19 protein-coding genes and 1 pseudogene are annotated in these 23,630 nt (G+C 42.0%); 12 read left to right on the top strand and 8 right to left on the bottom strand.

Annotated features, from left to right (window positions below; genetic code table 11):
• Positions 1–126: 126 nt before the first annotated feature.
• Positions 127–609 (bottom strand): 2-C-methyl-D-erythritol 2,4-cyclodiphosphate synthase, encoded by a 483-nt coding sequence (gene ispF, locus NWP25_RS14825; RefSeq protein WP_280651544.1) that lies wholly within the window; start codon positions 607–609, stop codon positions 127–129.
• Between the two features lie 30 nt (positions 610–639).
• On the bottom strand, positions 640–1,383 hold the full coding sequence (gene trmD, locus NWP25_RS14820; protein ID WP_280651543.1) for a tRNA (guanosine(37)-N1)-methyltransferase TrmD: 744 nt from the start codon (positions 1,381–1,383) through the stop codon (positions 640–642).
• 655 nt (positions 1,384–2,038) lie between these two features.
• On the opposite strand from trmD, the gene NWP25_RS14815 reads away from it, so the two are divergent.
• Positions 2,039–2,902: a cyanophycinase gene (locus NWP25_RS14815; RefSeq protein ID WP_280651541.1), complete on the top strand. Its 864-nt coding sequence runs from the start codon at positions 2,039–2,041 to the stop codon at positions 2,900–2,902.
• A 172-nt stretch (positions 2,903–3,074) separates the two neighbouring features.
• On the top strand, positions 3,075–5,777 hold the full coding sequence (gene cphA / locus NWP25_RS14810) for a cyanophycin synthetase (RefSeq protein ID WP_280651540.1): 2,703 nt from the start codon (positions 3,075–3,077) through the stop codon (positions 5,775–5,777).
• Positions 5,778–5,816: 39 nt separating this feature from the next.
• Here cphA and tatA read toward each other — a convergent pair whose 3' ends face one another.
• A complete protein-coding gene (gene tatA / locus NWP25_RS14805; RefSeq protein ID WP_280651539.1) occupies positions 5,817–5,990 on the bottom strand; it encodes a twin-arginine translocase TatA/TatE family subunit in 174 nt (57 codons plus the stop codon).
• Between the two features lie 47 nt (positions 5,991–6,037).
• On the bottom strand, positions 6,038–7,492 hold the full coding sequence (locus NWP25_RS14800) for a serine/threonine protein kinase (RefSeq protein ID WP_280651538.1): 1,455 nt from the start codon (positions 7,490–7,492) through the stop codon (positions 6,038–6,040).
• A gap of 94 nt (positions 7,493–7,586) precedes the next feature.
• Here NWP25_RS14800 and cbiT point away from each other — a divergent pair, with 94 nt between their 5' ends.
• Together cbiT and NWP25_RS14790 are read left to right on the top strand one after the other, a co-directional pair.
• Complete coding sequence (cbiT, locus tag NWP25_RS14795; RefSeq protein WP_280651537.1) at positions 7,587–8,189, top strand: precorrin-6Y C5,15-methyltransferase subunit CbiT; 603 nt, start codon at positions 7,587–7,589, stop codon at positions 8,187–8,189.
• Positions 8,190–8,280: 91 nt separating this feature from the next.
• Positions 8,281–9,171, top strand: a complete 891-nt coding sequence (locus tag NWP25_RS14790) for a phosphatidate cytidylyltransferase (RefSeq protein WP_280651536.1) — start codon at positions 8,281–8,283, stop codon at positions 9,169–9,171.
• A gap of 127 nt (positions 9,172–9,298) precedes the next feature.
• On the opposite strand, the gene NWP25_RS14785 is transcribed toward NWP25_RS14790, so the two are convergent.
• Entirely contained in the window at positions 9,299–10,006 is a 708-nt protein-coding gene (locus NWP25_RS14785) for an LmeA family phospholipid-binding protein (protein ID WP_280651535.1), read from the bottom strand.
• 146 nt (positions 10,007–10,152) lie between these two features.
• Between NWP25_RS14785 and NWP25_RS14780 the strand changes: the two genes are divergently transcribed.
• The gene (locus tag NWP25_RS14780) at positions 10,153–10,947 is read left to right on the top strand and encodes a pseudouridine synthase (RefSeq protein WP_280651534.1); all 795 of its coding nucleotides are present in this window, start codon (positions 10,153–10,155) and stop codon (positions 10,945–10,947) included.
• The gene (locus NWP25_RS14775) at positions 10,944–11,747 is read left to right on the top strand and encodes a helix-turn-helix domain-containing protein (protein ID WP_280651533.1); all 804 of its coding nucleotides are present in this window, start codon (positions 10,944–10,946) and stop codon (positions 11,745–11,747) included. The genes NWP25_RS14780 and NWP25_RS14775 overlap by 4 nt, the downstream gene beginning before the upstream one ends.
• A gap of 83 nt (positions 11,748–11,830) precedes the next feature.
• On the opposite strand, the gene malQ is transcribed toward NWP25_RS14775, so the two are convergent.
• The gene (malQ, locus tag NWP25_RS14770) at positions 11,831–13,339 is read right to left on the bottom strand and encodes a 4-alpha-glucanotransferase (protein ID WP_280699681.1); all 1,509 of its coding nucleotides are present in this window, start codon (positions 13,337–13,339) and stop codon (positions 11,831–11,833) included.
• 198 nt (positions 13,340–13,537) lie between these two features.
• Here malQ and NWP25_RS14765 point away from each other — a divergent pair, with 198 nt between their 5' ends.
• The gene (locus NWP25_RS14765; RefSeq protein ID WP_280651607.1) at positions 13,538–13,975 is read left to right on the top strand and encodes an NUDIX hydrolase; all 438 of its coding nucleotides are present in this window, start codon (positions 13,538–13,540) and stop codon (positions 13,973–13,975) included.
• Between the two features lie 160 nt (positions 13,976–14,135).
• Positions 14,136–14,591 (top strand): annotated as a pseudogene (locus NWP25_RS14760) (RidA family protein); the annotation flags it as partial.
• A gap of 127 nt (positions 14,592–14,718) precedes the next feature.
• Here the strand turns inward: NWP25_RS14760 and NWP25_RS14755 are convergent.
• Both NWP25_RS14755 and NWP25_RS14750 read right to left on the bottom strand, forming a co-directional pair.
• Positions 14,719–15,375, bottom strand: a complete 657-nt coding sequence (locus NWP25_RS14755; protein WP_280651531.1) for a (2Fe-2S) ferredoxin domain-containing protein — start codon at positions 15,373–15,375, stop codon at positions 14,719–14,721.
• A gap of 57 nt (positions 15,376–15,432) precedes the next feature.
• Positions 15,433–15,696, bottom strand: coding sequence for an Asr1405/Asl0597 family protein (locus tag NWP25_RS14750; RefSeq protein WP_280651530.1), 264 nt, complete (start codon positions 15,694–15,696; stop codon positions 15,433–15,435).
• Positions 15,697–16,252: 556 nt separating this feature from the next.
• Here NWP25_RS14750 and dpsA point away from each other — a divergent pair.
• The 4 genes from dpsA to NWP25_RS14730 all read left to right on the top strand — a co-directional run bounded on the left by dpsA (position 16,253) and on the right by NWP25_RS14730 (position 23,257).
• A complete protein-coding gene (gene dpsA, locus NWP25_RS14745) occupies positions 16,253–16,801 on the top strand; it encodes a DNA starvation/stress protection protein DpsA (protein WP_280651529.1) in 549 nt (182 codons plus the stop codon).
• An 853-nt stretch (positions 16,802–17,654) separates the two neighbouring features.
• On the top strand, positions 17,655–20,921 hold the full coding sequence (carB, locus tag NWP25_RS14740; protein ID WP_280651528.1) for a carbamoyl-phosphate synthase large subunit: 3,267 nt from the start codon (positions 17,655–17,657) through the stop codon (positions 20,919–20,921).
• Between the two features lie 786 nt (positions 20,922–21,707).
• Complete coding sequence (locus NWP25_RS14735; protein ID WP_280651527.1) at positions 21,708–22,664, top strand: RNA polymerase sigma factor, RpoD/SigA family; 957 nt, start codon at positions 21,708–21,710, stop codon at positions 22,662–22,664.
• 245 nt (positions 22,665–22,909) lie between these two features.
• The gene (locus tag NWP25_RS14730) at positions 22,910–23,257 is read left to right on the top strand and encodes a DUF760 domain-containing protein (protein ID WP_280651526.1); all 348 of its coding nucleotides are present in this window, start codon (positions 22,910–22,912) and stop codon (positions 23,255–23,257) included.
• Positions 23,258–23,630 lie beyond the last annotated feature (373 nt).

Genomic DNA, 23,630 nt, shown 5'->3' with positions numbered 1-23,630 from the left:
AGTCCAGAGAATCCTGTGTTATGGTGAAATACTTCATCCCAACTGGATGTAAAGGCTGTTGATAATTGGCATGATTTTGATTATTCTAAGTAATTGAGTATGCTGATTTTTGACTAGATAACTTGATTAATCATTGGCTAGTAATAAAATAACAGCGTAAGCACATATACCTTCTTCTCGACCAACGGGACCTAACTTTTCGTTAGTGGTAGCTTTGATGCCAATTTGATTAGGTGGTAATTCTAGGACAGTGGCTAACTTATCCCGCATTTTTTCAATATGTGGTTTCAATTTGGGACGTTCTGCGACTACTACCGAGTCAATATTGCCTATGTGCCAACCTTGGTCTTTAATGAGCTGATGTACTTGAGTTAATAGCAGCAAACTATTGGCTCCTGCCCATTGAGGATCTGTAGGAGGAAAATAATGGCCAATATCCCCCAAGGATAATGCCCCTAACATGGCATCCATAATGGCGTGAGTTAGTACATCAGCGTCACTGTGCCCTAGTAAACCGAGGGAGTGGGGAATGGGGATTCCTCCTAAAATTAAAGGGCGATCGCTGACTAACCTGTGGATATCGTAGCCGTTACCAATACGAATGTTCATAGTTTTGAGTGTTTAGTTGTGATTCAGTGGTCATTGGTCGTTGGCAAGTTTATTGTCTGCGGGTATTTTTTCCCCATTGCTGGTATGGTGATTTTTTTGCCATTGTTCGAGCAAATCGGGACGGCGATCGCCTGTTCTTTTGATTTGTTGTTCATGTCGCCAGCGAGCAATTTCGGCATGATTTCCAGACAGCAAAACGTCAGGTACTTTCCATCCGCGAAAATTTGCCGGGCGAGTGTACTGGGGATAATCTAGTAAGCCTTCTTCAAAACTTTCTGCTTTGAGGGACTCAACTTTGCTTACAGTACCTGGTAGAAGTCTGACCACACCATTGAGCAATGCCATTGAAGGAATTTCGCCACCAGTAAGAATAAAATCTCCTAAAGATACTTCACGTGTGACTAAATGCAGTACCCTCTCATCTACTCCTTCATAATGCCCGCAGATCACTACTAGCTGGTCATAATTTTTAGCCAATTCTTTGAAGAGGTGTTGATTTATGGTTTGACCTTGGGGACTCATTAAAATAATTTCTCTCCGGGGTAGAGTGGGTAGAGACTCTACAGCAGCAAAAATGGGTTCTGGCTTTAACAACATCCCCACACCACCACCGTAGGGCTCATCATCAGCCTTGTGGTGCTTATCGGTGGTAAAATCTCTGGGATTAACCAGATTGACTTGGGCAATCTGTTTAGCTAAGGCTTTACCCAACAGTCCAGAATTTAAAACCGAGGTAAAACAGTCAGGAAAAAGTGTAACTATATCAAAGCGCACAGTAATTCGTATTCGAGAACACTAATCTTAAATTTGAATGTCTAGCAAACACAATCAATCAATGTAGGATAGAACTACAGATAAGTTTAATCAATAGTGACTAAAAGTACCAGAACTATTGATTTCAGAGAGGATCAAAAGTTTTTCTAATTACTTAATTTGTGTTTAAATATTGTCACAAGTACATTTAAATTAATAATCTGACCAAGTTAACAACTTCCAGGATGCACAGGCCCAGCCTCAAAAAAAGCGTGTTAAAACCTGCTTGCCCCAATACCAGAGGTAAAACAGACATTTTTTTCGACGGGCTAACCCCCCCCACAAAAGTGTCATCTCTAGTCTCCCAAGCATTATTTTGCCAGTCTGGAAAAAGTGTACAGGTGAAAAACAAGGCACTGGCTTTGAGGAACAGTCAAGAACACATGAATATTGAGGCTTCTCTTGACAAAGACGCTGCTGCGCGAATATGTGGATCAGGTGAGAAGTTAAATGGGCAATTCACCCCGATCTTAACTTCCGAGGGGTTTCTGCTTAAAAAAGCAAAGTGCGATAGCTTGCGTGGTCATCCCAAGAAATGCTCAGTCCTACTGACAGCTTGTGTGTCCATGGCCATACCTTGTTAAATTCACCTGAAGTTGTTGACAGGAGAAACATAATGCCGCAATTAAAAGCTAAATCGCTGGAAATGAGGACACCCCAAGCAACTAAAACCGCCGTTCTGGTGATCGGAGGCGCAGAAGATAAAGTTCATGGACGCGATATCCTGAGAACTTTTTTTGGTCGAGCTGGTGCTAGTAAGGCCTATATTACAATTATTCCATCTGCTTCTCGCGAACCCGCTATCATCGGTGGTAGATATATTCGCCTGTTTGAAGAAATGGGTGCTGAAAAGGTCGAAATTTTAGACATCCGTGAACGCGAACAATGTGAAACAGCCCCTGTCAAAGAATCCTTGGCGGCCTGTAGTGGGGTATTTCTCACTGGAGGCGATCAATTACGCCTTTGTGGCGTAATGTCAGACACGCCAGCAATGGAAATCATCCGACAACGGGTACGCGCAGGACAACTGACCCTAGCAGGTACTAGTGCAGGAGCTGCTGTCATGGGACATCACATGATTGCTGGCGGTGGTAGTGGTGAAACTCCAAATCGTTCCTTGGTCGATATGGCAACGGGTTTGGGTTTTATCCCTGAAGTTATTGTTGACCAGCATTTTCACAATCGCAATCGTATGGGTCGCCTGATCAGTGCGATCGCAGCTCATCCTGACCGTCTAGGTATTGGTATTGATGAAGACACTTGTGCTGTCTTTGAACGTGATGGTTGGTTACAAGTTGTAGGCAAAGGCAGTGTAACGATTGTCGATCCCACAGAAGTAACTCATACCAATGAACCTCATGTCGGCGCTAACGAACCTCTAACTGTGCATAATTTACGATTGCACATCCTCAGTTATGGTGATCGCTATCACTTGTATCAGCGGACTGTGTTGCCTGCTGTGCATCGCATCTCTAACTGAGGGAATAGCGTATTAGAGGTTACACTGTGTTGATCGATTACTTGGTTGCTTGCTGTAAAAAAGCCATAAGCATACCATGAAAAAAGAAAAAACTGTTTATTCTGAACAGTTTGACGGTCAATTTCAGTAAGAAACTAGAATTTTGGTTCCGAATCTCCATCTACCTATTCCCATGAGAATCCTCAAGATCCAGACCTTACGTGGCCCAAACTACTGGAGCATTCGACGCCATAAGCTGATCGTCATGCGCCTTGATTTAGAAAACCTTGCCCAAACACCCTCCAATGAAATCCCTGGCTTTTATGAAGGATTGGTAGAGGCGCTACCCAGTCTGGAAGGTCACTACTGCTCGCCCGGCTGTCGCGGTGGTTTTCTGATGCGGGTCAAGGAAGGCACCATGATGGGCCATATAGTGGAACACGTGGCCTTAGAACTCCAGGAATTAGCTGGAATGCATGTAGGCTTTGGGCGCACCCGTGAAACCGCCACACCTGGAATCTTCCAGGTAGTGATCGAGTACCTAAATGAGGAAGCGGGGCGCTACGCTGGAAGAGCGGCTGTACGGCTGTGCCAAAGTATCGTTGATAGAGGTCGTTATCCAAAAGCAGAACTCGAGCAAGACATCCTCGACCTGAAGGACTTATGGCGTGAGTCTTCTTTGGGTCCTTCCACAGAAGCCATTGTCAAAGAAGCCGAACTAAGGGGCATTCCGTGGACGCAGTTGAGCGCTCGCTTTTTGATTCAGCTGGGTTACGGCGTCAATCAAAAGCGGATGCAAGCTACCATGACCAATAAAACTGGCATTTTAGGTGTCGAGCTAGCTTGCGACAAAGAAGCTACTAAACGCATTCTCGCTGCGGCTGGAGCGCCAGTGCCCAAGGGTACGGTGATCAACTTTTTAGATGACCTGGAAGAAGCTATCGAATATGTTGGCGGCTATCCCATTGTCATCAAACCATCAGATGGTAACCACGGACGTGGTATTACTATTGATATTAGAAACTGGGATGAAGCTGAGGCAGCTTACGAGGCGGCAAGAGCTATTTCTCGGTCAATTATTGTTGAGCGTTACTACGTTGGGCGAGATCATCGGGTGCTAGTTATAGACGGTAAAGTAGTGGCTGTGGCAGAACGCGTGCCTGCTCACGTAGTTGGTAATGGCAGGTCCACCATTAGCGAACTGATTGCCGAAACTAACAAAGACCCAAACCGGGGTGAAGGCCATGATAAAGTCCTCACCAAAATTGAACTAGACCGCAACAGCTACCAGCTGCTAGAAAGGCAAAGCTACACTATCAACAGTGTACCACCAAAGGGAGCAATTTGTTACCTGCGTGCAACAGCTAATTTAAGCACAGGTGGTATTGCTATAGATCGCACTGATGAAATTCACCCAGAAAATGTTTGGCTGGCACAAAGGATAGTAAAAATTATCGGTCTAGATATTGCCGGACTCGATATTGTGACTACAGATATCAGTCGTCCTCTCCGAGAGATGGACGGTGTGGTAGTAGAAGTCAATGCTGCTCCCGGTTTCAGGATGCACGTTGCTCCAAGTCAAGGTACTCCCCGTAACGTTGCTGGAGCAGTTCTGGATATGCTGTTTACCAACGAACAATCCAGTCTGATTCCTATCTTGAGTGTTACGGGTACTAATGGTAAAACCACTACGACCCGACTGTTAGCACATATTTACAAGCAAACTGGTAAAGTAGTAGGCTATACAACTACTGATGGAACTTATATCGGTGATTACTTGGTCGAATCTGGAGATAATACAGGTCCCCAAAGTGCTCATGTGATTCTCGAAGACCCCACTGTAGAAGTAGCAGTGCTGGAAACGGCTCGTGGTGGCATTCTCCGCTCCGGGCTGGGTTTTGCCAATGCTAACGTCGGTGTGGTATTGAATGTAGCTGCTGATCATCTGGGTATAGGTGATATAGATACTATTGAACAGTTAGCTAATCTCAAGGGTGTGGTAGCAGAAGCTGTGTTCCCCGATGGCTATGCAGTGCTGAATGCTGATGACCACCGTGTGGCAGCCATGGCAGAAAAAACAAAAGCTAATGTTGCCTACTTTACAATGAATCCTGATTCAGAATTAGTGCGAAAGCATGTTCAAAAGGGAGGAGTGGCGGCAGTTTACGAAAATGGCTATCTGTCAATTGTTAAAGGTGATTGGACACACCGAATAGAAAGGGCAGAAAATATTCCTTTGACTATGAGTGGACGTGCGCCGTTTATGATTGCCAATGCTTTAGCAGCTAGTTTGGCGGCCTTTGTGCAGAATGTCACCATTGAGCAGATTCGTGCTGGTTTGAAGACTTTCCGCGCTTCGGTGAGTCAAACCCCAGGACGGATGAATTTATTTAATTTAGGCAAATATCATGCTTTAGTAGATTATGCTCACAACCCGGCTAGTTACCAAGCTTTGGGTTCCTTTGTCCGTAATTGGACTACAGGAGAGTGCATTGGCGTAGTTGGGGGTCCGGGCGATCGCCGTGATGAAGATTTTGTTACCTTGGGTAAATTGTCAGCAGAGATTTTTGACTACATTATTGTTAAAGAGGATGATGACAGTAGGGGGCGGTCACGGGGATCAGCTGCGGATTTGATTGCTAGAGGGATAAACCAAGTTAATCCAAATTGTCGCTATGAGTCGATTTTGGATGAAACCGCAGCGATTAATAAAGCTTTAGATATGGCTCCGGATAACAGTTTGGTGGTAATTTTGCCAGAAAGCGTCAGTCGAGCTATTAAGTTAATCAAGGTGCGTGGTTTAGTAAAAGAGGAGGTACAGCAACAAAATACCTCCACAACAATTGTAGATCCCCAGAACGGGGTGACATCTTCTGTGATCAATACTTTGTTTTAGTCAGACAGTAGAGACGAGATGATTGCGTCTCTACATTGACTATTGCTGTTCGCGTTCAGCAGTTGTGTCATCATTATTGGAGTTCAATTCTTCTTTGAAACCTCGTAAGGTTTTACCCAGTGCATTTCCCAGTTCAGGAATTTTTTTGGGCCCAAAAATGACGACAGCGACTATGGCGATTATGACTACTTCTGGCCATCCCAGTCCAAACATTTTGTTTCTCCTGTAAGGGTTCTTTAATAACTATAGACACTAAAAGACTATTTATTTCTTGCTCTGGAAAAAGAAGCAGATTTGCGTTGGATTCCCAGGTCAGGGGAAGAGGATGTTAATTCTACACCTAACCAATCGCTTAATTCATGGGCTAACCATTCTAGTTCTGCTTCAGATTGAATAGATCCCGAATCCATCCTAAGGGGGTATTTATGTACTCCTGCCCAAATATCCAATTGCGGTGGTACAGAAATCTTATCACCCTCAGAATCTTTTGTTACGTGCCTGGGAATATAAACGAGTTTACTAATACTGTCTCTGGGGGCAGGACGGGGATGATGAAATTTAAATCCGAATAATTCATATAGCAAGGTAATTTGCTGCTGATCTAAACGCAGTTGAATTTTGCCAAATAAGCCGAGCAATAAATTACATAGCATCATCAAGCCAACCCCCCAAAAAGGTAGTGAGAATAAAGCAAAGAGTAAACTCAAAGGAAAAGCCGGGGTAAGAAGCACGCCAATTGTCCAAAACAAAACAAAGGAGTTCCAGGCAATGGCAAAGCAAGCTGTGAATAACATCGAGAACTTAAAGCCACCTGGTGGAATGAGAATTTCTAGATGATCCCAGGTCTTGGTGAGTTGAATTTTGCTGTCGGCAGGTTTAACACAATTTAAGGGGCGGGGAATGTCTAATTGGGATTCGTTTAAAGCTTTCAGAGCTGCCATAGCGGAACTTGTCCGCCGTTCTAGACTCGGTTCAGTCATCCACTGTAACCAGCGAGTTAAACTGGGACTAAGATGACAGTGTTGCTCAAACTGAATGCGAAAATCTTTTTGAGGTAAATCGGCAGGATGATTACCGGTGACTAAATAAATTAAAGTTGCCCCCAAACTATAAAGGTCGGATGCGGGGACTGTTCGCCCACCAAATTGCTCTGGTGGCATATATCCATAAGTTCCCACCACAGTCCTAGTTCCGCCTTCTGTACCCAAGACAGTTTGTACCGAACCAAAATCTACTAGGTAAACTTGACCGACACTATGAGCAGAACGCTCGCCCAATAAAATATTGCTAGGCTTAATATCACGGTGAATCACAGGCGGATGCAGCCCATGTAAGTAAATTAGAATTTCCAATACAGCTGTGGCGACTTGTTTGACTTCAGTTTCCGTAAAAGTCCGCCCGGTTTGTAAGTATTGCTCTAAAGTTCTAGCTGCGATATAAGTCTGTAATAAAGCAAATCCTTTGATTTTAGGTGAATTTACGGCAAAATAGTCTAAATATCGAGGGATGGCGGGATGAGACAAAGATTTTAATGTTTCGGCTTCACGTTCAAACAACTTAAGATCGTCCCATTCAAAGTCACTATCAAAAGAAAGTAACTTGATCACAACCAATTCACCACTTGTCTGATCCCGAGCTAGTAGCGTCCGCCGCCCCGACTTTTTTCCCAACACCTGCTGAATTTCGTAACGGTCGCCTAAGATTTCGCTGACCATAGTGATTGCTGATAACGCTAAGTTGAAAAGCTTTTCTAGCTTATGGTTTGTCAAACTAGGCAAGCTGATATCTTTAGTATAAAAGTATCTTTCTATGCCCTCCCAACTTTGGCCTTATGTTACCCCTGGTATTCCCGATGAATTGTTTGATCATTTGCCTGGTATTCCTTTTAGCCAGCGAGAACTGCGGTTGTTATTAATTTCCCAACTGCGCCTAAAATCTGATTCAGTATTATGGGATATTGGCGCGGGCACAGGGACAATTCCTGTAGAAGCCGGGTTACTTTGTCCTGATGGACATATTCTTGCTGTGGAGCGCGATGAAGAAGTAGCTAACTTGATTAAGCAAAATTGCCATCGCTTTGAAGTCAGAAATGTAGAAGTAATTGAAGGTAGCGCTCCTGAGTGTTTGCATAATCTCGAATTAGCCCCTGACCGCGTTTGCATTGAGGGTGGAAAACCCATACAAGATATTTTGCCAGTGGTATGGGATTATTTGCCACCATCAGGTAGAGTTGTGGCCACAGCAGCTAACTTAGAAGGTTTGTATGCTATCTCTCAAAGCTTTTCCGTGTTGCGGGCTAGAAATATTGAAGTGGTGCAATCTGCGGTTAACCGCTTGGAGACGCGAGGCTTTTCTCAAACCTTTGCAGCTGTTGATCCCATTTTTATCCTCAGTGGTGAGAAACTAGACTAGATTCCCAGGATGAAAACTGAGGGATAAAGGATAAATCACACCTCATGCTTCAGAGTTCATCCTTTATAATTTATACTTCATACTGACTTCTATGCCCTGGTCCCGGATTATTAGTGGAATTGTTGCCATCGCTCTTGCTTTAGTTGCCACGCTTTTGGGTGGCTGGTACTTTACTATCGCAATTGCGGTAGTCGTATTTTTAGGTCAAGAAGAATATTTTAATTTGGTGCGAGTTAGAGGTATATTTCCTGCTGCTAAAACCACGATGTTTGTCAGCCAAGTTTTACTGGTGATTTGTATACTTGATGGTAGTTTGGCTGATGCTGTTATGCCAATAGCTGGGACACTGATTTGTTTTTACTTGTTGTTTCAGCCGAAAATGGCGACCATTTCTGATATTTCTGCTTCAATTATGGGGTTATTTTATGTTGGTTACTTGTCGAGTTATTGGGTGCGGTTACGCACTCTCGGTAGTGCAGCTGGTAGTAACCTTCCTTTCGGTGGTTACTGGCCTAGAAATTGGTCAGATATTCTGCAACAGGAAAGTTTAGCTTCTCTACCCCAGGGATTGACCTTGACGGTGCTAACTTTTTTATGTATTTGGGCAGCTGATATTGGCGCTTACATTGTTGGTAAATTTTTTGGTAAAACCCGCTTGTCTGAGATCAGCCCTAAAAAAACTGTTGAAGGCGCAGTGTTTGGAGTTACCGCCAGCATTGCTGTGGCTTTAGCTGGAGCAGATTATTTGCATTTGCCAAAATTTTTATTGACTGGTGTATCATTGGGTTCCCTGATTGGTATTTCCAGTATTTTAGGTGACCTCACAGAGTCTATGCTCAAACGTGATGCAGGAGTTAAGGATTCAGGGCAGTTGATCCCCGGTCACGGTGGGATCTTAGACCGGACGGATAGTTATATTTTTACAGCTCCGCTAGTCTACTATTTTGTAACACTGTTGTTGCCCTTGATAGCAGATATCTAGGCCGAACTACCCCGCTGATGAATCCGGGGGGTTGCAACTGACCATGTAAGTTTCGTTTACTATCACAGGTTACCACTCCTCAGGAGTTATTGGATGACTTAACATCCACTCCATCTCACTGTCTTGTTCAAGGATTGACGTTAATTTTTCCTTGACAGATTAGTTTACCGGGGAGCAAACTGAGTTCTTGAATATCAACATCTGAACCAAGATCGAGGTTGTAACTATGCTTATGCTCTAAAAGCGGTAGTTCATCTTTGATCACCTGGATATTTTCTAGCCTCAACTCATGGTTACTGATTAAACTTAAGTTTAAAGAAATTTCTAATGGCTGAGGTTTACTTGCAGGTGATACAATACTCTTAAGTATGATTTGCTGGTGAGCAAGTACTATTTTTTGCCAAGACAGGCTGTTTGATTTTGAGCAGCATTCTGGTAAAATTTCCGAAATTACGGCACATAAAGCTGTAGATAATAGTTCAGATAAAAGAGAACTATTGAGATCCTTCTCCTCCACGAGCAGATTGCCAAAAACTGGCACTGTTTCTAATAGTTTGACTTGTTTACCCTTGAGTATTGACCCGATATTCACCTGAATATTTTCTGCGACGAGTTGAATTCGTGTAATATTGAGGCCTTGATACACGGCATCACTCGCAATAATAGATACCCAAGGGATACAACCTGAGAGAATTTGGCGATCGCTGGCTTTGATATCAACTTCTAAGTGGGATACTTGGCTGACTTGTGATTTTAACCAAAGCTTAAGGGCTGTTGTGAGGACGTTAGTAATAATACGTATTTTGTGTGGAGTTTTTGCTGATGATCTTTCCATTGAACTACTCTGTTGATTGGGTATTTACTCAACCAATAACTGGAATAAAATAAGCTTCCAATTTAACATTGATGGCTACCCAGTACAAAACACAAATATGATGTTGGTTATCTAAAAAAAATAAAATTGTACATAGTAATTTCAACATGGAGGCACGATTACAAAAAATTATGGCTCATTGGGGTATTGCCTCGCGGCGTGAAGCTGAAGAAATGATTCGGCGAGGGCGTGTGCAGGTCAATGGTGTAGTGGCTAATTTAGGTCAAAAAGTTGATACACAAACAGATAAGATTTTAGTAGATGGTCAGCTAGTATCCAGTCATAAGCCACCGCCCTTAATATATTTATTGCTAAACAAACCAGCAGGGGTAGTTTCTACTTGCCATGACCCGCAAGGAAGAAAAACTGTTTTGGATTTACTTTCTCCAGAATTACGCAAGGGTTTGGGTCTGCACCCAGTAGGTCGTTTGGATGCAGAATCCACCGGAGCATTAATATTGACAAATGATGGAAATCTAACATTTGCACTTACCCATCCTAGCCACAGTATTCCTAAGACATATCAAGTGTTGGTCAAGGGACATCCAACGGCAGCAGTGTTGGAAAGGTGGCGTAAAGGTGTGGTCTTGGAGGGGAGAAAAACACGTCCCGCTCAAGTAACTTTAATAGAAAGTCTTGCAAAAAATAGCCATTTAGAAATAGTTTTAAAGGAGGGGAGAAACCGACAAATTCGCCGTGTAGCCCAGGAGTTGGGATATCCAGTTATTAAGCTACATCGTAGTTCCATAGGCCCGATTCAATTAAAAATGCCAAAACTACCCTTGTTACACGAGGGTAAATATCGTTTACTCAACGATGCTGAAATTAGCTTTTTGCAAGAGCGTATTAAGCGTCTACCTGTTAAAGATTCATTTGAGGTCAGGAGCGGAATAAAAGCATGAAATGGCTAAGAGAAAAGAAAAAGCACCCAAAGCCTTCTTTCAAACAACAACAATCGGAAAAATTGGCAGAATTAGGAGCTTGTTTGCGGACTTCTCGTGAGGAGCGGGCTTTATCACTGGAAGAAATGGTAAGTATTACCAAAATTCCCCAACGGTTGTTACAGGCGATTGAACAAGGTGAATTAGATGATTTGCCAGAACCAATTTATATTCAGGGTTTAATCAGGCAATTTGCCGACGCATTAGGCTTTAAAGGAGTAGAATTTGCCAGCAACTTTCCTGTTGATTTTCAACCCATGAGTGCACCCCCTAGGAAGATAAATTACTCAATTGGTCTACTACGTCCTTTTCACCTTTACTTTCTTTACATATTTGTCATTGTGTGCTCCGTAAGTAGTTTATCTCGATTACTTCATAATACTGCTCTAAGCGAAAGCAATGGAAATTTGAAGGGAGAAACTGTTTTAAACCCGGAGTTATATCAATTAAACTCCCAGCCGTCAACGAACTTACAACCTGTTAGCGATAAATTAAATAACATCAATAACCCTCAGTCAGTACGTATTGGTGTCATGTTGAAAGCATCATCTTGGATTCGTGTAGTAGCTGATGGCAAAATCGAGTTTGAAGGAGTTTTACCGGAAGGAAGTCAGCGCACTTGGCAAGCTCAAGAGCAACTAACGGTAAAAACTAATAATGCAGGTAGTGTGTTGATGAGTATTAATCAGCAACAAGCACAAAGAATGGGAGAACCTGGGAAAGAAACAGAAATCAAGATAGGTAATAAACCCAAGTCTTAAAGAGGAAATGGAAACTGGGAATCTGGGAGAAAAATTCTGGCAACAGCCGAATGACTTCTCCCTTTTATCCAGCACTTCTGTATTTACTTTTCCTGGGGTGCGCGTCCATAGAGTTGAGTGAGATTCTTGAGGCGCTGGCTTAATTCTTCGGTCAAAACTGACTGCTGATAACGCCAACCCCAGTTACCTTCGGCAATACTGGGAAAATTCATTCTGGCCTCGGTTCCCAAACCTAGGATATCTTGCAAAGGAATAATTGCTTGATTGGCAACGGAACTTAATGCTAGTCGAATGACATCCCAGTGGATACCTTCAGCACTGATACAACCTAAATACAGTAGCAAGTTGCGCTTTTCCCAATGGTTAGCTTGATTAAACCAGCCTACAGTTGTGTCATTATCGTGAGTTCCAGTATAAACTACAGCATTGCGTCTGTAGTTAAAAGGTAAAAATGGATTACCGGGGTCAGAACCAAAAGCAAATTGCAAAACTTTCATCCCCGGAAAGTCATACTTATCCCGTAATGCTTCTACTTCTGGGGTAATTACGCCTAAATCTTCTGCTAAAACAGGTAACGTACCCAATTTATTTTTAATGGCATCAAACAATTCTTCACCTGGAGCTTTCATCCACTCTCCGTTAACAGCTGTTTCTTCTCCTCGTTCTACAGCCCAGTAAGCTTCAAAACCTCGGAAGTGGTCAATGCGAATTACGTCTATATAGTCGAGCATTGCTTCAAAGCGACCTATCCACCATTTAAAGTCTTGTTTTTGTAATTCTTCCCAGTCATAAACGGGATTACCCCATAATTGACCAGTTTCACTAAAGTAATCCGGTGGAACTCCTGCCATTAAAGCCGGTTCTCTGGTTTCTTCATCTAAACAAAAGATATTGGGGTGCGCCCAAACATCGGCGCTATCTTGGGCTACATAAATAGGGATATCGCCAATAATGTAAATGCCGCTCATGTTGGCATAAGATTTGAGTTCTGACCATTGGCGAAAGAATTCAAATTGCACAAACTTATAATAAAAAATTTCAGAGGCTAATTGCTCCTTGGCTTGATCCAATGCTGTTGGTTCGCGCTTAATAAGTTCTGTCTCCCAAGTATGCCAACTTGTGTCATTGTGAGCATCTTTCAAGGCCATAAATAAAGCATAGTCATCAAGCCAATAGGCTTTACTGCGACAAAAACCTACAAATTCGTTTTGTTGGAAAGGTGTTGCCTGAAGTTGAAAATTTTGGCAGGCTTTTTTGAGCAAGGGAATTTTAATTGATTTTACTTGCTCGTAATCTACCTGAGATTCGTTAAATGCTGGTAAATTAGCAAAGTCTTCTTGGCCTAGTAAACCTTGTTCTTGCAGTAGTTCTGGGCTAATCAGCATGTGGTTTCCCGCCATTGCTGAATAAGCAGCATAAGGAGAATTACCGTATCCAGTGGGACCTAAGGGTAAGACTTGCCAATATTGCTGGTAACTTTCTCTGAGAAAATCAATAAATTTGTAGGCTTCTAATCCTAAATCCCCAATACCAAATCGACTCGGAAAAGATGTAGGATGCAATAAGATGCCACTGGACCTAGGAAAAGGCATATTTAACTTCAAATATAGGAAGAGGTTATTCTATCGAATTTATCATGGTCGGGTCAGCATTGAAAGCTGTCGGCAGATGGAAGGATTTCTGACATCAATCCCTCTGGCCAATAGAAGTCGCAGCACCAGTCAAACCAAGTCTATTTAGGTAAAATTAGAGAAAATCAACAGTTTTGAACCTGCCAATTACTCATGACCATAACTTATAGAAATCCCGCACCAACAGTTGATGTCATTATTGAGTTGGTGGATCGGCCTCATCGACCCATAATTTTAATTGAGCGACATAATTCACCTTTGGGTTGGGCTATTCCTGGTGGGTTTGTGGATTACGGTGAACCTGTGGAGGTAGCGGCGCGGCGGGAGGCTGAGGAAGAAACGGGTTTGCAGGTGGAGTTAGTTGAACAGTTTTTGGTCTATTCTGACCCTAGTCGGGATGACCGTCAGCATACAATCAGTATTGTGTTTTTGGCAAGCGCTACTGGAAAACCAGTGGCGGGTGATGATGCTAGGGATATAGGTATTTTTGACTCCTGGGGTGTGCCGAGTAATTTATGCTTTGACCATGACCGGATTTTACGGGATTATTGGCGTTATCGGCATTATGGGCAGCGTCCGAGGTTGGGTTTTGACTAGGAAACCACAGAGACAGGCAGGGGGCGGAGAAAAGAGATAATTTCTGCGATTATCATGGGAATATATTGATATAACCATATTTTTAGGTGCATTAGGGATGCTGAAGAATTGTTGGAGAGATATGCACAAGGAGAACGGAAATTTCAACAAGCAAATTTAAAATGCTGACCTAACTGATGCAATAATCCCCCATGGGGAAAAAACAATATTAGAAAAAGTGATATCTATGACTATTCAAGTAATTCGTACTGATAACGCACCGACTCCTGTGGGTCCTTATAATCAAGGGATCATCGCTTCTGGTCAAATGATATTTGTAGCTGGACAAATTGCTATTGATCCTCGACTTGGTGATGTTGTTTACACAGATGATGTCAAAAAGCAAACTGAGCAGGTAATGGCAAATTTAGAAGCTATTCTCAGTGCTTCTGGTGCTAGTTTTGCCAATGTGGTCAAAACCACAGTATTTTTAGCTGATATGAATGATTTTGCCGCAGTGAATACGGTCTATGCCAAATATTTTCCTGAAGAAACAGCCCCAGCCCGGGCTTGTGTGCAGGTTGCTCGCTTGCCAAAAGATGTTTTGGTAGAAATTGATTGTATTGCAGTGGTGTAAGCAAGGGTTTTAAGCGATCGCTTTGACCAACCATGGCAAAATCTAGGCGATCGCTGAACTCAAGTCTCTTGCAAAACCTTGACAATATTAAATCTTTTATTAAAAAATCCCAACTTTGGGAGCATCATCACCAAAATTTGCCAGGGCGTACTACCACTTCTGAGCAATTTTCTTGACGTTTCTGTTCCCTTGTGTCAGCAAAGTACTTGTCGATGATTGCAGGGACTTGTCCTGCTTCAACGGGGCTATACCGGGTTTTGTCTGGCATGACCACATTGGGACCTGCTTTACATTTTTTCATGCAGCCAGTACCTTTAATAGTCACTTGGTCTTCCAAACCGCGATTACTTAAAGCAGCCTCTAATGCTTGACAAACTTGTTTACTACCACGTTTCATGCAATCAGACTTTTGACACACCAAAATAGTTTGTTTATTTTTGACTGATTTCCCCTGAGTGGTGTTGGTAGCTGGGGCTTCCTGTGCAGGGGTAAGAGTGGCAACTTTCCCCACATCAGCCCGTGCTGCCATAATGCCCTCGGCTTTTAAAGTCACTTGGTCTGTTTTTATATCATGCTTTTTATAACCAACAACTTGCAGCCAAGTACCCGATGGTAAACGCAAGTCAAAAGCTGGGCGTAAATGTTTGGCAAGCTTAACATAGCATTCTCCTTCGGAAGTTCGCAACAACAAGCCTTTTAGCTTGTAGCCATCTTTGATGACAAAATCGATAAATCTTCCTTCCAGTGCAAATTCTGAGATTTCTGTACTATAAGACTTACTCATTTTCCTTCACCCATTCTTAAGTAAATTCAGTCTAAACATCCGTTATGCGCCAAAACTTCAAAACTTTTGGTAGCGAATTTTCCAGCAATGCTCTAGGGTGCAAATTAAGTCTTTTCGAGATGCTGTTAATTGCTGCATTACAGACCAAAATTGAACCAGTGCTAAAGGGTTGTTAATCTCAACCCTCAATGGCTGGTTATTGTCACACCAAGAGCTAATCCCTAGCTGTTGTAAGCGTTGATAGACTTGCCATCGGTCTGCCCAGTCTACTTCTACCCTTACGACTAAATTTTTCTCGATTTGTGAACTTAACGGTTTCAAAAGACTAGTCCTCAACCTGCGGCTAAATTACTGTAACTACCGTGCTTTGACCCCCTAATTTGCAAAATGATTGGGAGTACAACCTCTTTATATCACCATAGCTTAAGTGCAAACTTTTCTCAACTGTATTAGTAAAAGATATCAAAATCTTGTCACAATTTCCGGTTATCAATCTCTGATTAGGTAGTGAGGACTAGGAAGTGTGGGAGGTGTGGGAGATAACACAAGACAATCTAAATACTCACCTCATGACTCAATGTGATAGTTCAACATATGAAAACCACCTCATTTAGTCATGGATAAAATCAAAGTTGGGTAGGCTTAGGTTAGCAGATATTGACGTTTATAAATTAGTTCCTAAATATTCTCATTAGTGGTAACTCAACATTAGATGATAGCTTTGTCTTCATCCCAGCTTATGAGGAAAAATTGTACTTTTGCTGACATAAAAATATAATTTTTTTGAGATTAATGAGGGTTCTTTTTATTTTTTCAATGTTAATATGTAGAATATAACCAATTAAAAACTATCACTGTTAAAAGCGAGAGGAGAACCATGTCTGATACACAAACCTTATTACAAAATTTTGGACAGGTTTATGATAATCCTGTTTTCCTGGACTCTAGTGTAACAGCTCCAGTAACCGAAGGTTTTAACGTTGTATTAGCTAGCTTTCAAGCACTATACTTGCAATACCAAAAGCATCATTTTGTAGTGGAAGGTGCAGAGTTTTACTCACTGCACGAGTTTTTTAGTGACAGCTATGAGCAAGTACAGGATCACATCCATGAAATTGGTGAGCGGTTAAATGGATTGGGTGGTGTACCAGCTGCTAGTTTTAGTAAATTAGCAGAATTAACTTGTTTTGCACCAGAACCAGATGGTGTATATTCTTGTCGCCAAATGATAGAAAATGACTTGGCTGCAGAACAAGCCATAATTAATGTAATTCGTCGTCAAGCTTCTCAAGCAGAAAGTTTGGGTGACCGTGCTACACGCTATCTCTACGAGAAAATTCTGTTAAAAACTGAAGAACGGGCTTACCATTTAGCCCACTTCCTGGCTAAAGATAGCTTAACTTTAGGTTTTCTCCAACGTGCTTAATATTAGTGCTGTAGTGATTTCACTGTGGTGAAGCCTAGACTAAACCTTGAAAAATTCTAAAGATGGCAGGGGTATTTTGACTACCCTCTGCCATCTTTAATTTCAGCGTATTTTAGTAGGATGACAAAATTACCTGGGTTAGGGATAAAGATGTTCTACCTAGTTAGTAAATATTGTAAAATGTTCTCAATTAGCTAGGGAGAATTTTTTTTATTAACTTGAAACCTGGAAATTAAACTGCTGCTAAAATTTTCAGGCAACAATCAGGCAATAAATAGTTAATTAATTAGTTCAACTTAAAAGAAGCCAATAAGCAGATACCGGACTTCTTGGAAAAATTAGTAATCTATATTCTCATCATTTTATTTTTAATTATCTTGACCTACTTATTTGTTTATAACTTCATTCCATTACAAATATTTGCAAATAATTAAGTCTAAATTTACTGAGAATTAATTAAAATTGTCTGGGAGAGACATTAAAAAAAGAAAAAAATACAAGCAATGCTCTCTAAGTAACTAAGCTAAAGATACCTAAGTAATTCAAGCAGTTAGGGTCTGAGCCTATGAAAGGAAATGCACCGAAGAATTTGGGAGTTATTGCGCCCCTGTTATCGGCTTTCCTGTCCTGGGCTGCTGGTAGCCATGTCTAGGATGGGCTGGGCCTATGCCTGCGCTACTGATACACTATAGCTACGGCAGTTGCCTTAATTAATATAGCTGGCGTTCCAGATGAGAAAGACTAACGTCTGTGCTAACTCAAACCTGGAAAACTTAATAATAAATAGTGTGACGAAGGGGAAAGACCCTTAAAATAATCAGGATTTGTATTCTCTTACTCCAACTCAACGACTATGCCCCGCCGTCAAGACCTCCGTAAAATACTGCTGTTAGGCTCTGGTCCTATCGTCATTGGACAAGCCTGTGAGTTTGACTATTCTGGTACTCAAGCCTGTAAAGCACTGCGAGAAGAAGGCTATGAAGTAGTGTTAGTCAATTCTAACCCAGCAACGATTATGACTGATCCACAAACGGCTGACCGCACCTATATTGAGCCGCTAACACCGGATATTGTTGAAAAAGTAATTGCTAAAGAACGTCCTGATGCTTTGCTCCCCACCATGGGAGGACAAACTGCTCTTAATATTGCTGTAGCGTTGGCGAAAAATGAGGTATTGAATAAGTATAACGTTGAGCTAATTGGCGCAAAGTTACCAGCGATTGAAAAAGCAGAAGATCGCAGATTGTTTAATCAGGCCATGGCCAAGATAGGGGTAAATGTTTGTCCTAGTGGTACAGCTTCATCTTTAGCAGAAGCCAATGCGATCGCAGCAAGAATTGGTACTTATCCCCTGATTATTCGTCCTGCCTTTACAATGGGTGGTACTGGTGGGGGTATTGCCTACAATCAAGAAGAATTTGAAGAAATGGCACAGGTAGGTATTGATGCTAGTCCTGTTTCGCAAATTCTGATTGACCAGTCTCTACTCGGCTGGAAAGAATACGAATTGGAAGTAATGCGCGATTTGGCAGATAACGTGGTGATTATCTGTTCTATCGAAAACCTTGACCCGATGGGTATCCACACAGGAGATTCGATTACTGTGGCTCCTGCTCAAACCCTGACCGATAAAGAGTATCAGCGCTTGCGGGATATGGCAATTAAAATTATCCGTGAGATTGGTGTTGAAACTGGCGGTGCTAATATTCAATTTGCCGTTAATCCTGTGAATGGGGATGTAGTGGTTATTGAAATGAATCCCCGTGTTTCCCGTAGTTCGGCTTTGGCTTCTAAAGCCACAGGGTTCCCTATTGCTAAGATAGCGGCGAAGCTGGCTGTGGGTTTCACTCTAGATGAAATCAAAAATGATATCACTAAGAAAACTCCTGCTTCCTTTGAGCCGGCTATTGACTATGTAGTTACGAAAATCCCTCGCTTTGCCTTTGAAAAGTTCCCGGGTTCAGAAGCGGTCTTAACTACTCAAATGAAGTCCGTGGGTGAAGCAATGGCTATTGGGCGGACATTTAATGAATCTTTCCAAAAGGCGTTGCGTTCTCTCGAAACTGGGCGGGCTGGTTGGGGTTGTGATCAATCAGAAAAGTTACCCAGCGGAGAACAAATTCGCGCTCAATTACGAACACCTCATCCTGATCGAATCTTCTCGCTGCGTCATGCTTTACAACTGGGGTTAACTACTGAGGAAATTTACGAACTCACTGCCATTGATCCCTGGTTTTTGGATAAATTGCAACAACTGCTGGATGTGGAGAAATTTTTAAAGCGGACACCTTTAAAACAGTTGACAAAAGAGCAGTTATATGAAGTAAAGAGTCATGGCTTTAGCGATCGCCAAATTGCCTTTGCCACTAAAACCACAGAAGATCAAGTCCGTGATTACCGCAAGCAATTAGGAGTTATCGCGGTTTACAAAACAGTAGATACTTGTGCAGCTGAGTTTGAAGCTTTTACTCCCTACTATTACTCGACTTACGAAGAAGAAACAGAAGTATTACCGACAAGCAAGCCCAAGGTGATGATTTTGGGCGGTGGACCCAACCGCATCGGACAGGGAATTGAGTTTGACTATTGTTGTTGTCATGCCGCTTATGCTTTGAAAAAGGCGGGATTTGAAACAATTATGGTCAATTCTAATCCTGAGACAGTCTCGACGGATTATGATACGAGCGATCGCCTGTACTTTGAGCCGTTGACCAAGGAAGATGTAATTAACATTATTGAAGCTGAAAGTCCTGTAGGGGTAATTATTCAGTTTGGCGGACAAACGCCTTTGAAATTGGCGGTTCCTTTACAAGAATTTCTCAATAATAACCCTTGTGTCCCCACTAAAATTTGGGGGACATCACCTGATTCCATTGACATGGCAGAAAATCGGGAACGGTTTGAGAAGATTCTCAATGAGTTGAAAATTTCTCAACCACCCAATGGTATTGCCCGCAGTTACGAAGACGCCCTAATTGTCGCTCAACGCATTGGCTATCCAGTAGTTGTGCGTCCTAGCTACGTGTTAGGAGGAAGGGCGATGGAAATTGTCTATTCTGATACGGAACTGGAACGCTACATGACCTTTGCAGTGTTAGTGGAACCAGAACATCCAATTTTAATTGATAAGTTCTTGGAAAATGCCATCGAAGTAGATGTGGATGCCATTGCCGATCATACCGGACGAGTGGTAATTGGTGGTATTATGGAACACATTGAGCAAGCGGGAATCCACTCAGGAGACTCTGCTTGTTCTTTACCATCTATTTCTCTGTCACCAGCTGTCCTCCATCAGATCCGCACTTGGACGGTGCAATTAGCGCAAGCCTTATCAGTTGTAGGATTGATGAATATTCAATTTGCTGTTGTCGGCACTCAAAGTTATTCTCCCCAAGTTTACATTTTGGAAGCTAATCCTCGCGCTTCGCGCACAGTGCCATTTGTTTCTAAGTCTACGGGTATACCTTTGGCAAAAGTAGCATCCTTAATTATGTCAGGTAAAACCTTAGAGGAACTTCAGTTTACCGAAGAAGTGATTCCATCTCATATTGCTGTTAAAGAAGCAGTATTACCCTTTAATAAATTCCCTGGAACTGATACGATACTGGGCCCAGAAATGCGCTCTACTGGCGAGGTAATGGGTATTGACAAAGACTTTGGGCGGGCGTTTGCTAAGGCAGAATTGGCGGCTGGAGAGTTTTTACCCCTCAAAGGTACTGTGTTTGTCTCCATGAGCGATCGCCATAAATCGGACGCCGTTAGTGTAGTTAAAGAATTGATGATGTTGGGGTTTACGGTGATGGCCACTATGGGTACGCGCCGTATCCTCCAAGAACATGGGTTAGATGTTGAGTTAGTACTAAAACTTCATGAAGGCCGTCCCCATGTCCTAGATGCGATTAAAAATCGGAAAATTCAACTGATTATTAACACACCTTCAGGAGAGGAAGCCCAAACCGATGCTAGGTTAATCCGGCGCACAGCTTTAGCTCACAAAATACCCATTATTACTACCATCGCCGGGGCAAGAGCCACTGTGGCTGCTATCCAGTCACTACAAAGTACTACTTTAGACGTAAAAGTTATCCAAGATTACTCCAAAGTTTTTGAATTAGGCTAAAAGCCTAGAAAGTAGGAAAACACTAATCTCTGGGCAAAGAAGTTGGGGGCTATGGGGGGGAATTCTCAATGTTAATTCCCCCCTTTTGTTTGCTTAATCTGCATTAGGCAGTATTTACAAGGAAAATTAAGTAATTATTATAGAAGCATAATTATTGTTCGTATTGAGATATGTTAAGAAATATGAGCAGTGTTTTTTATATCGAAAAAAAATACTTTCAAGTTTGTTGTCAGGATGATTTCTGATTAAACAGTAGTGCAAGTGCTTTGGTAAAAGTACGTGCCTTCTATACGATTAGAGTTAGCCTGTGGGTGGTTGTCGAGACATTGTTTCTCTTTGAATGTTTCAGTGATAGGGAGCGTAGGCAGCCAGGTCGCTGGTGTCAACCTACTGGCTAGGGCTGCACCTACCAATGTTGAAACTAGAATAAAATGTGGTAATTTTAACAACGGTGCTGATGACATAGACCAGAAAACCTAAAAAAATCACAGCCGCGGGTCTTTTCATTTTTTCTCATAAATGTTACAATTATTAATATTCCCACGCTACACAAACTTTTTGTTTATTACGTTTTATCTAAGCTAAAACAGTTGTAAAAAATGAAGAAACATTGTAGCGTCTGGGAGTCACAACGTTAAATTTGATGAATATGAGCAGCCGAGAATGTCGGAGGCGTAAATTACAACCCTAAGTATGGGTTATAAGTCTAACTGAGTAGTACCCCCCACTAGCATCTATTAGCTAATGAACCCACCGCCAAATCCATCATTACCAAAGAGTAGCGCCATGAAGACCGCTCAGACAGCCACAGATCTCGTGCGGACTTACCTGCGTGAGATTGGCCGTGTACCACTCTTAACCCACGAGGAGGAAATTCACTATGGCAAGCAAGTGCAATATTCCCGTGTTCTGCACGATGTGAGGGATTCTCTTGTCAACCAGTTAGGTCGTGAACCGAGTCTAGAAGAGTGGGCTACAGCCACTAATTTAGCAGTAGCAGAATTGAAAGACGCGATCGCCGATGGTGAAATTGCTAAACGCAGGATGGTAGAAGCCAATTTGCGTTTAGTAGTATCCGTTGCCAAAAAGTATATTAAGCGTAACGTTGACCTACTCGATTTAATTCAAGAAGGTAGTATCGGGATGCAACGGGGTGTGGAAAAGTTTGACCCCACCAAAGGTTACAGATTTTCCACCTATGCTTATTGGTGGATACGTCAAGCCATTACCAGAGCCATCGCAGAAAAAGCTCGCACTATCCGATTACCAATTCACATTACTGAAAAATTAAATAAAATTAAAAAGGCACAGCGTCAGTTATCTCAGAGACTAGGACGCGCACCTTCAGCCTCGGAACTAGCTCAGGAATTAGATTTGACACCAAAGCAGGTACGAGAGTATCTAGAAAGGGCGCGCTTACCCCTCTCTTTAGATTTGCGGTTGGGTGATAATTACGACACCGAACTGGGAGAAATGTTGGAAGATCCCGGCGCTTCTCCAGAAGAGTTTGTCATGCAATCTTCTCTGTCTCAAGAATTAGAGCGTTTGATGGACGAACTTACGCCGCAACAAAGGGAAGTGATTAAACTGCGCTTTGGCTTACTTGATGGACAAGCTTTAACTTTGGCAAAAATAGGTGATATTCTCAATATCAGCCGCGAACGAGTCAGGCAAATCGAAAGAGAAGCATTAACAAAACTTCGCAAGTCGAAAGCCAATATGAACGAATATTTGGCGAGTTGAGTAAAAATGCAATGAATCTCTTTTGACGACAACTGTTGGTTATTGATGGAAAAAGAAGACTGCATGGGGAAGAGAAAATACACTACCCTAGGTACGGTTACGCCGACTTTAAAATGGGAATGACACTGTTACATTAGTGGATAGGAACAGTTCATAGCCATTTCCATTCAGTCAACAACAGACATTTACTATTTAAGTTGCAAACACTACACCACAGGTAGTGGTGGTAGTACAGGAGGTAAAAAATGAGTAACAAATCCAATAAAGTCTCAGAATTTTTTAACGGTGAGTCAGAAAGCACTAACATGCTATGGCAATACGTTAAATCTCTGAGTCCGGAAACAGTTACACAGCTATCCAAACCTACTTCTTCTGAAGTTTTTCAGGTGATGGAACGTAATATCATTGGATTATTAGGTAACCTACCTTCAGAACACTTTGACATCACAGTGACCACCAGCCGGGAAAGTCTTGGTCAGCTACTGGCTTCTGCGATGATTAGTGGTTATTTTTTACGTAATGCGGAACAAAGAATGAATTTTGAAACTGTTTTGCAAGGAACTGAAAGTAATCACAGTAACGAAACCGAATAACAATTACCAATTGTTGCTAAAAAATTCAACATATTGGGTTTATCCATAAACCCACTAAATTTAACTTGAGCTAGCATTTTTGCAGTCTAACATTACTTTCCTAAAAATAAATTCCAAAATCGGCAGTGAATAAATTTACCCTGCCGATTTTTGGTATAATAGGCAGTTAATATCTTCATTTTATGTAGAATTAATTAGGAATTTGAATAACTGGAATTATTAATTAATTTACTGCAGAAATGTTGAATGTCGTTACAAAACTTTACATAGTTAGATATAGTAGTCCTATCAAAGGTGAAAATGTCAACATCTCATAATATCTTCCATCCAATGAACATAACTGATTTGTTGACACATACAAGCTTGAAGGTAG

This window comes from Umezakia ovalisporum Ak1311 (assembly GCF_029891685.1).
GTDB lineage: Bacteria > Cyanobacteriota > Cyanobacteriia > Cyanobacteriales > Nostocaceae > Umezakia > Umezakia ovalisporum.
The sequence above is the reverse complement of the archived record's forward strand: the minus strand, read 5'-3'. Positions and strand labels throughout refer to the sequence as shown.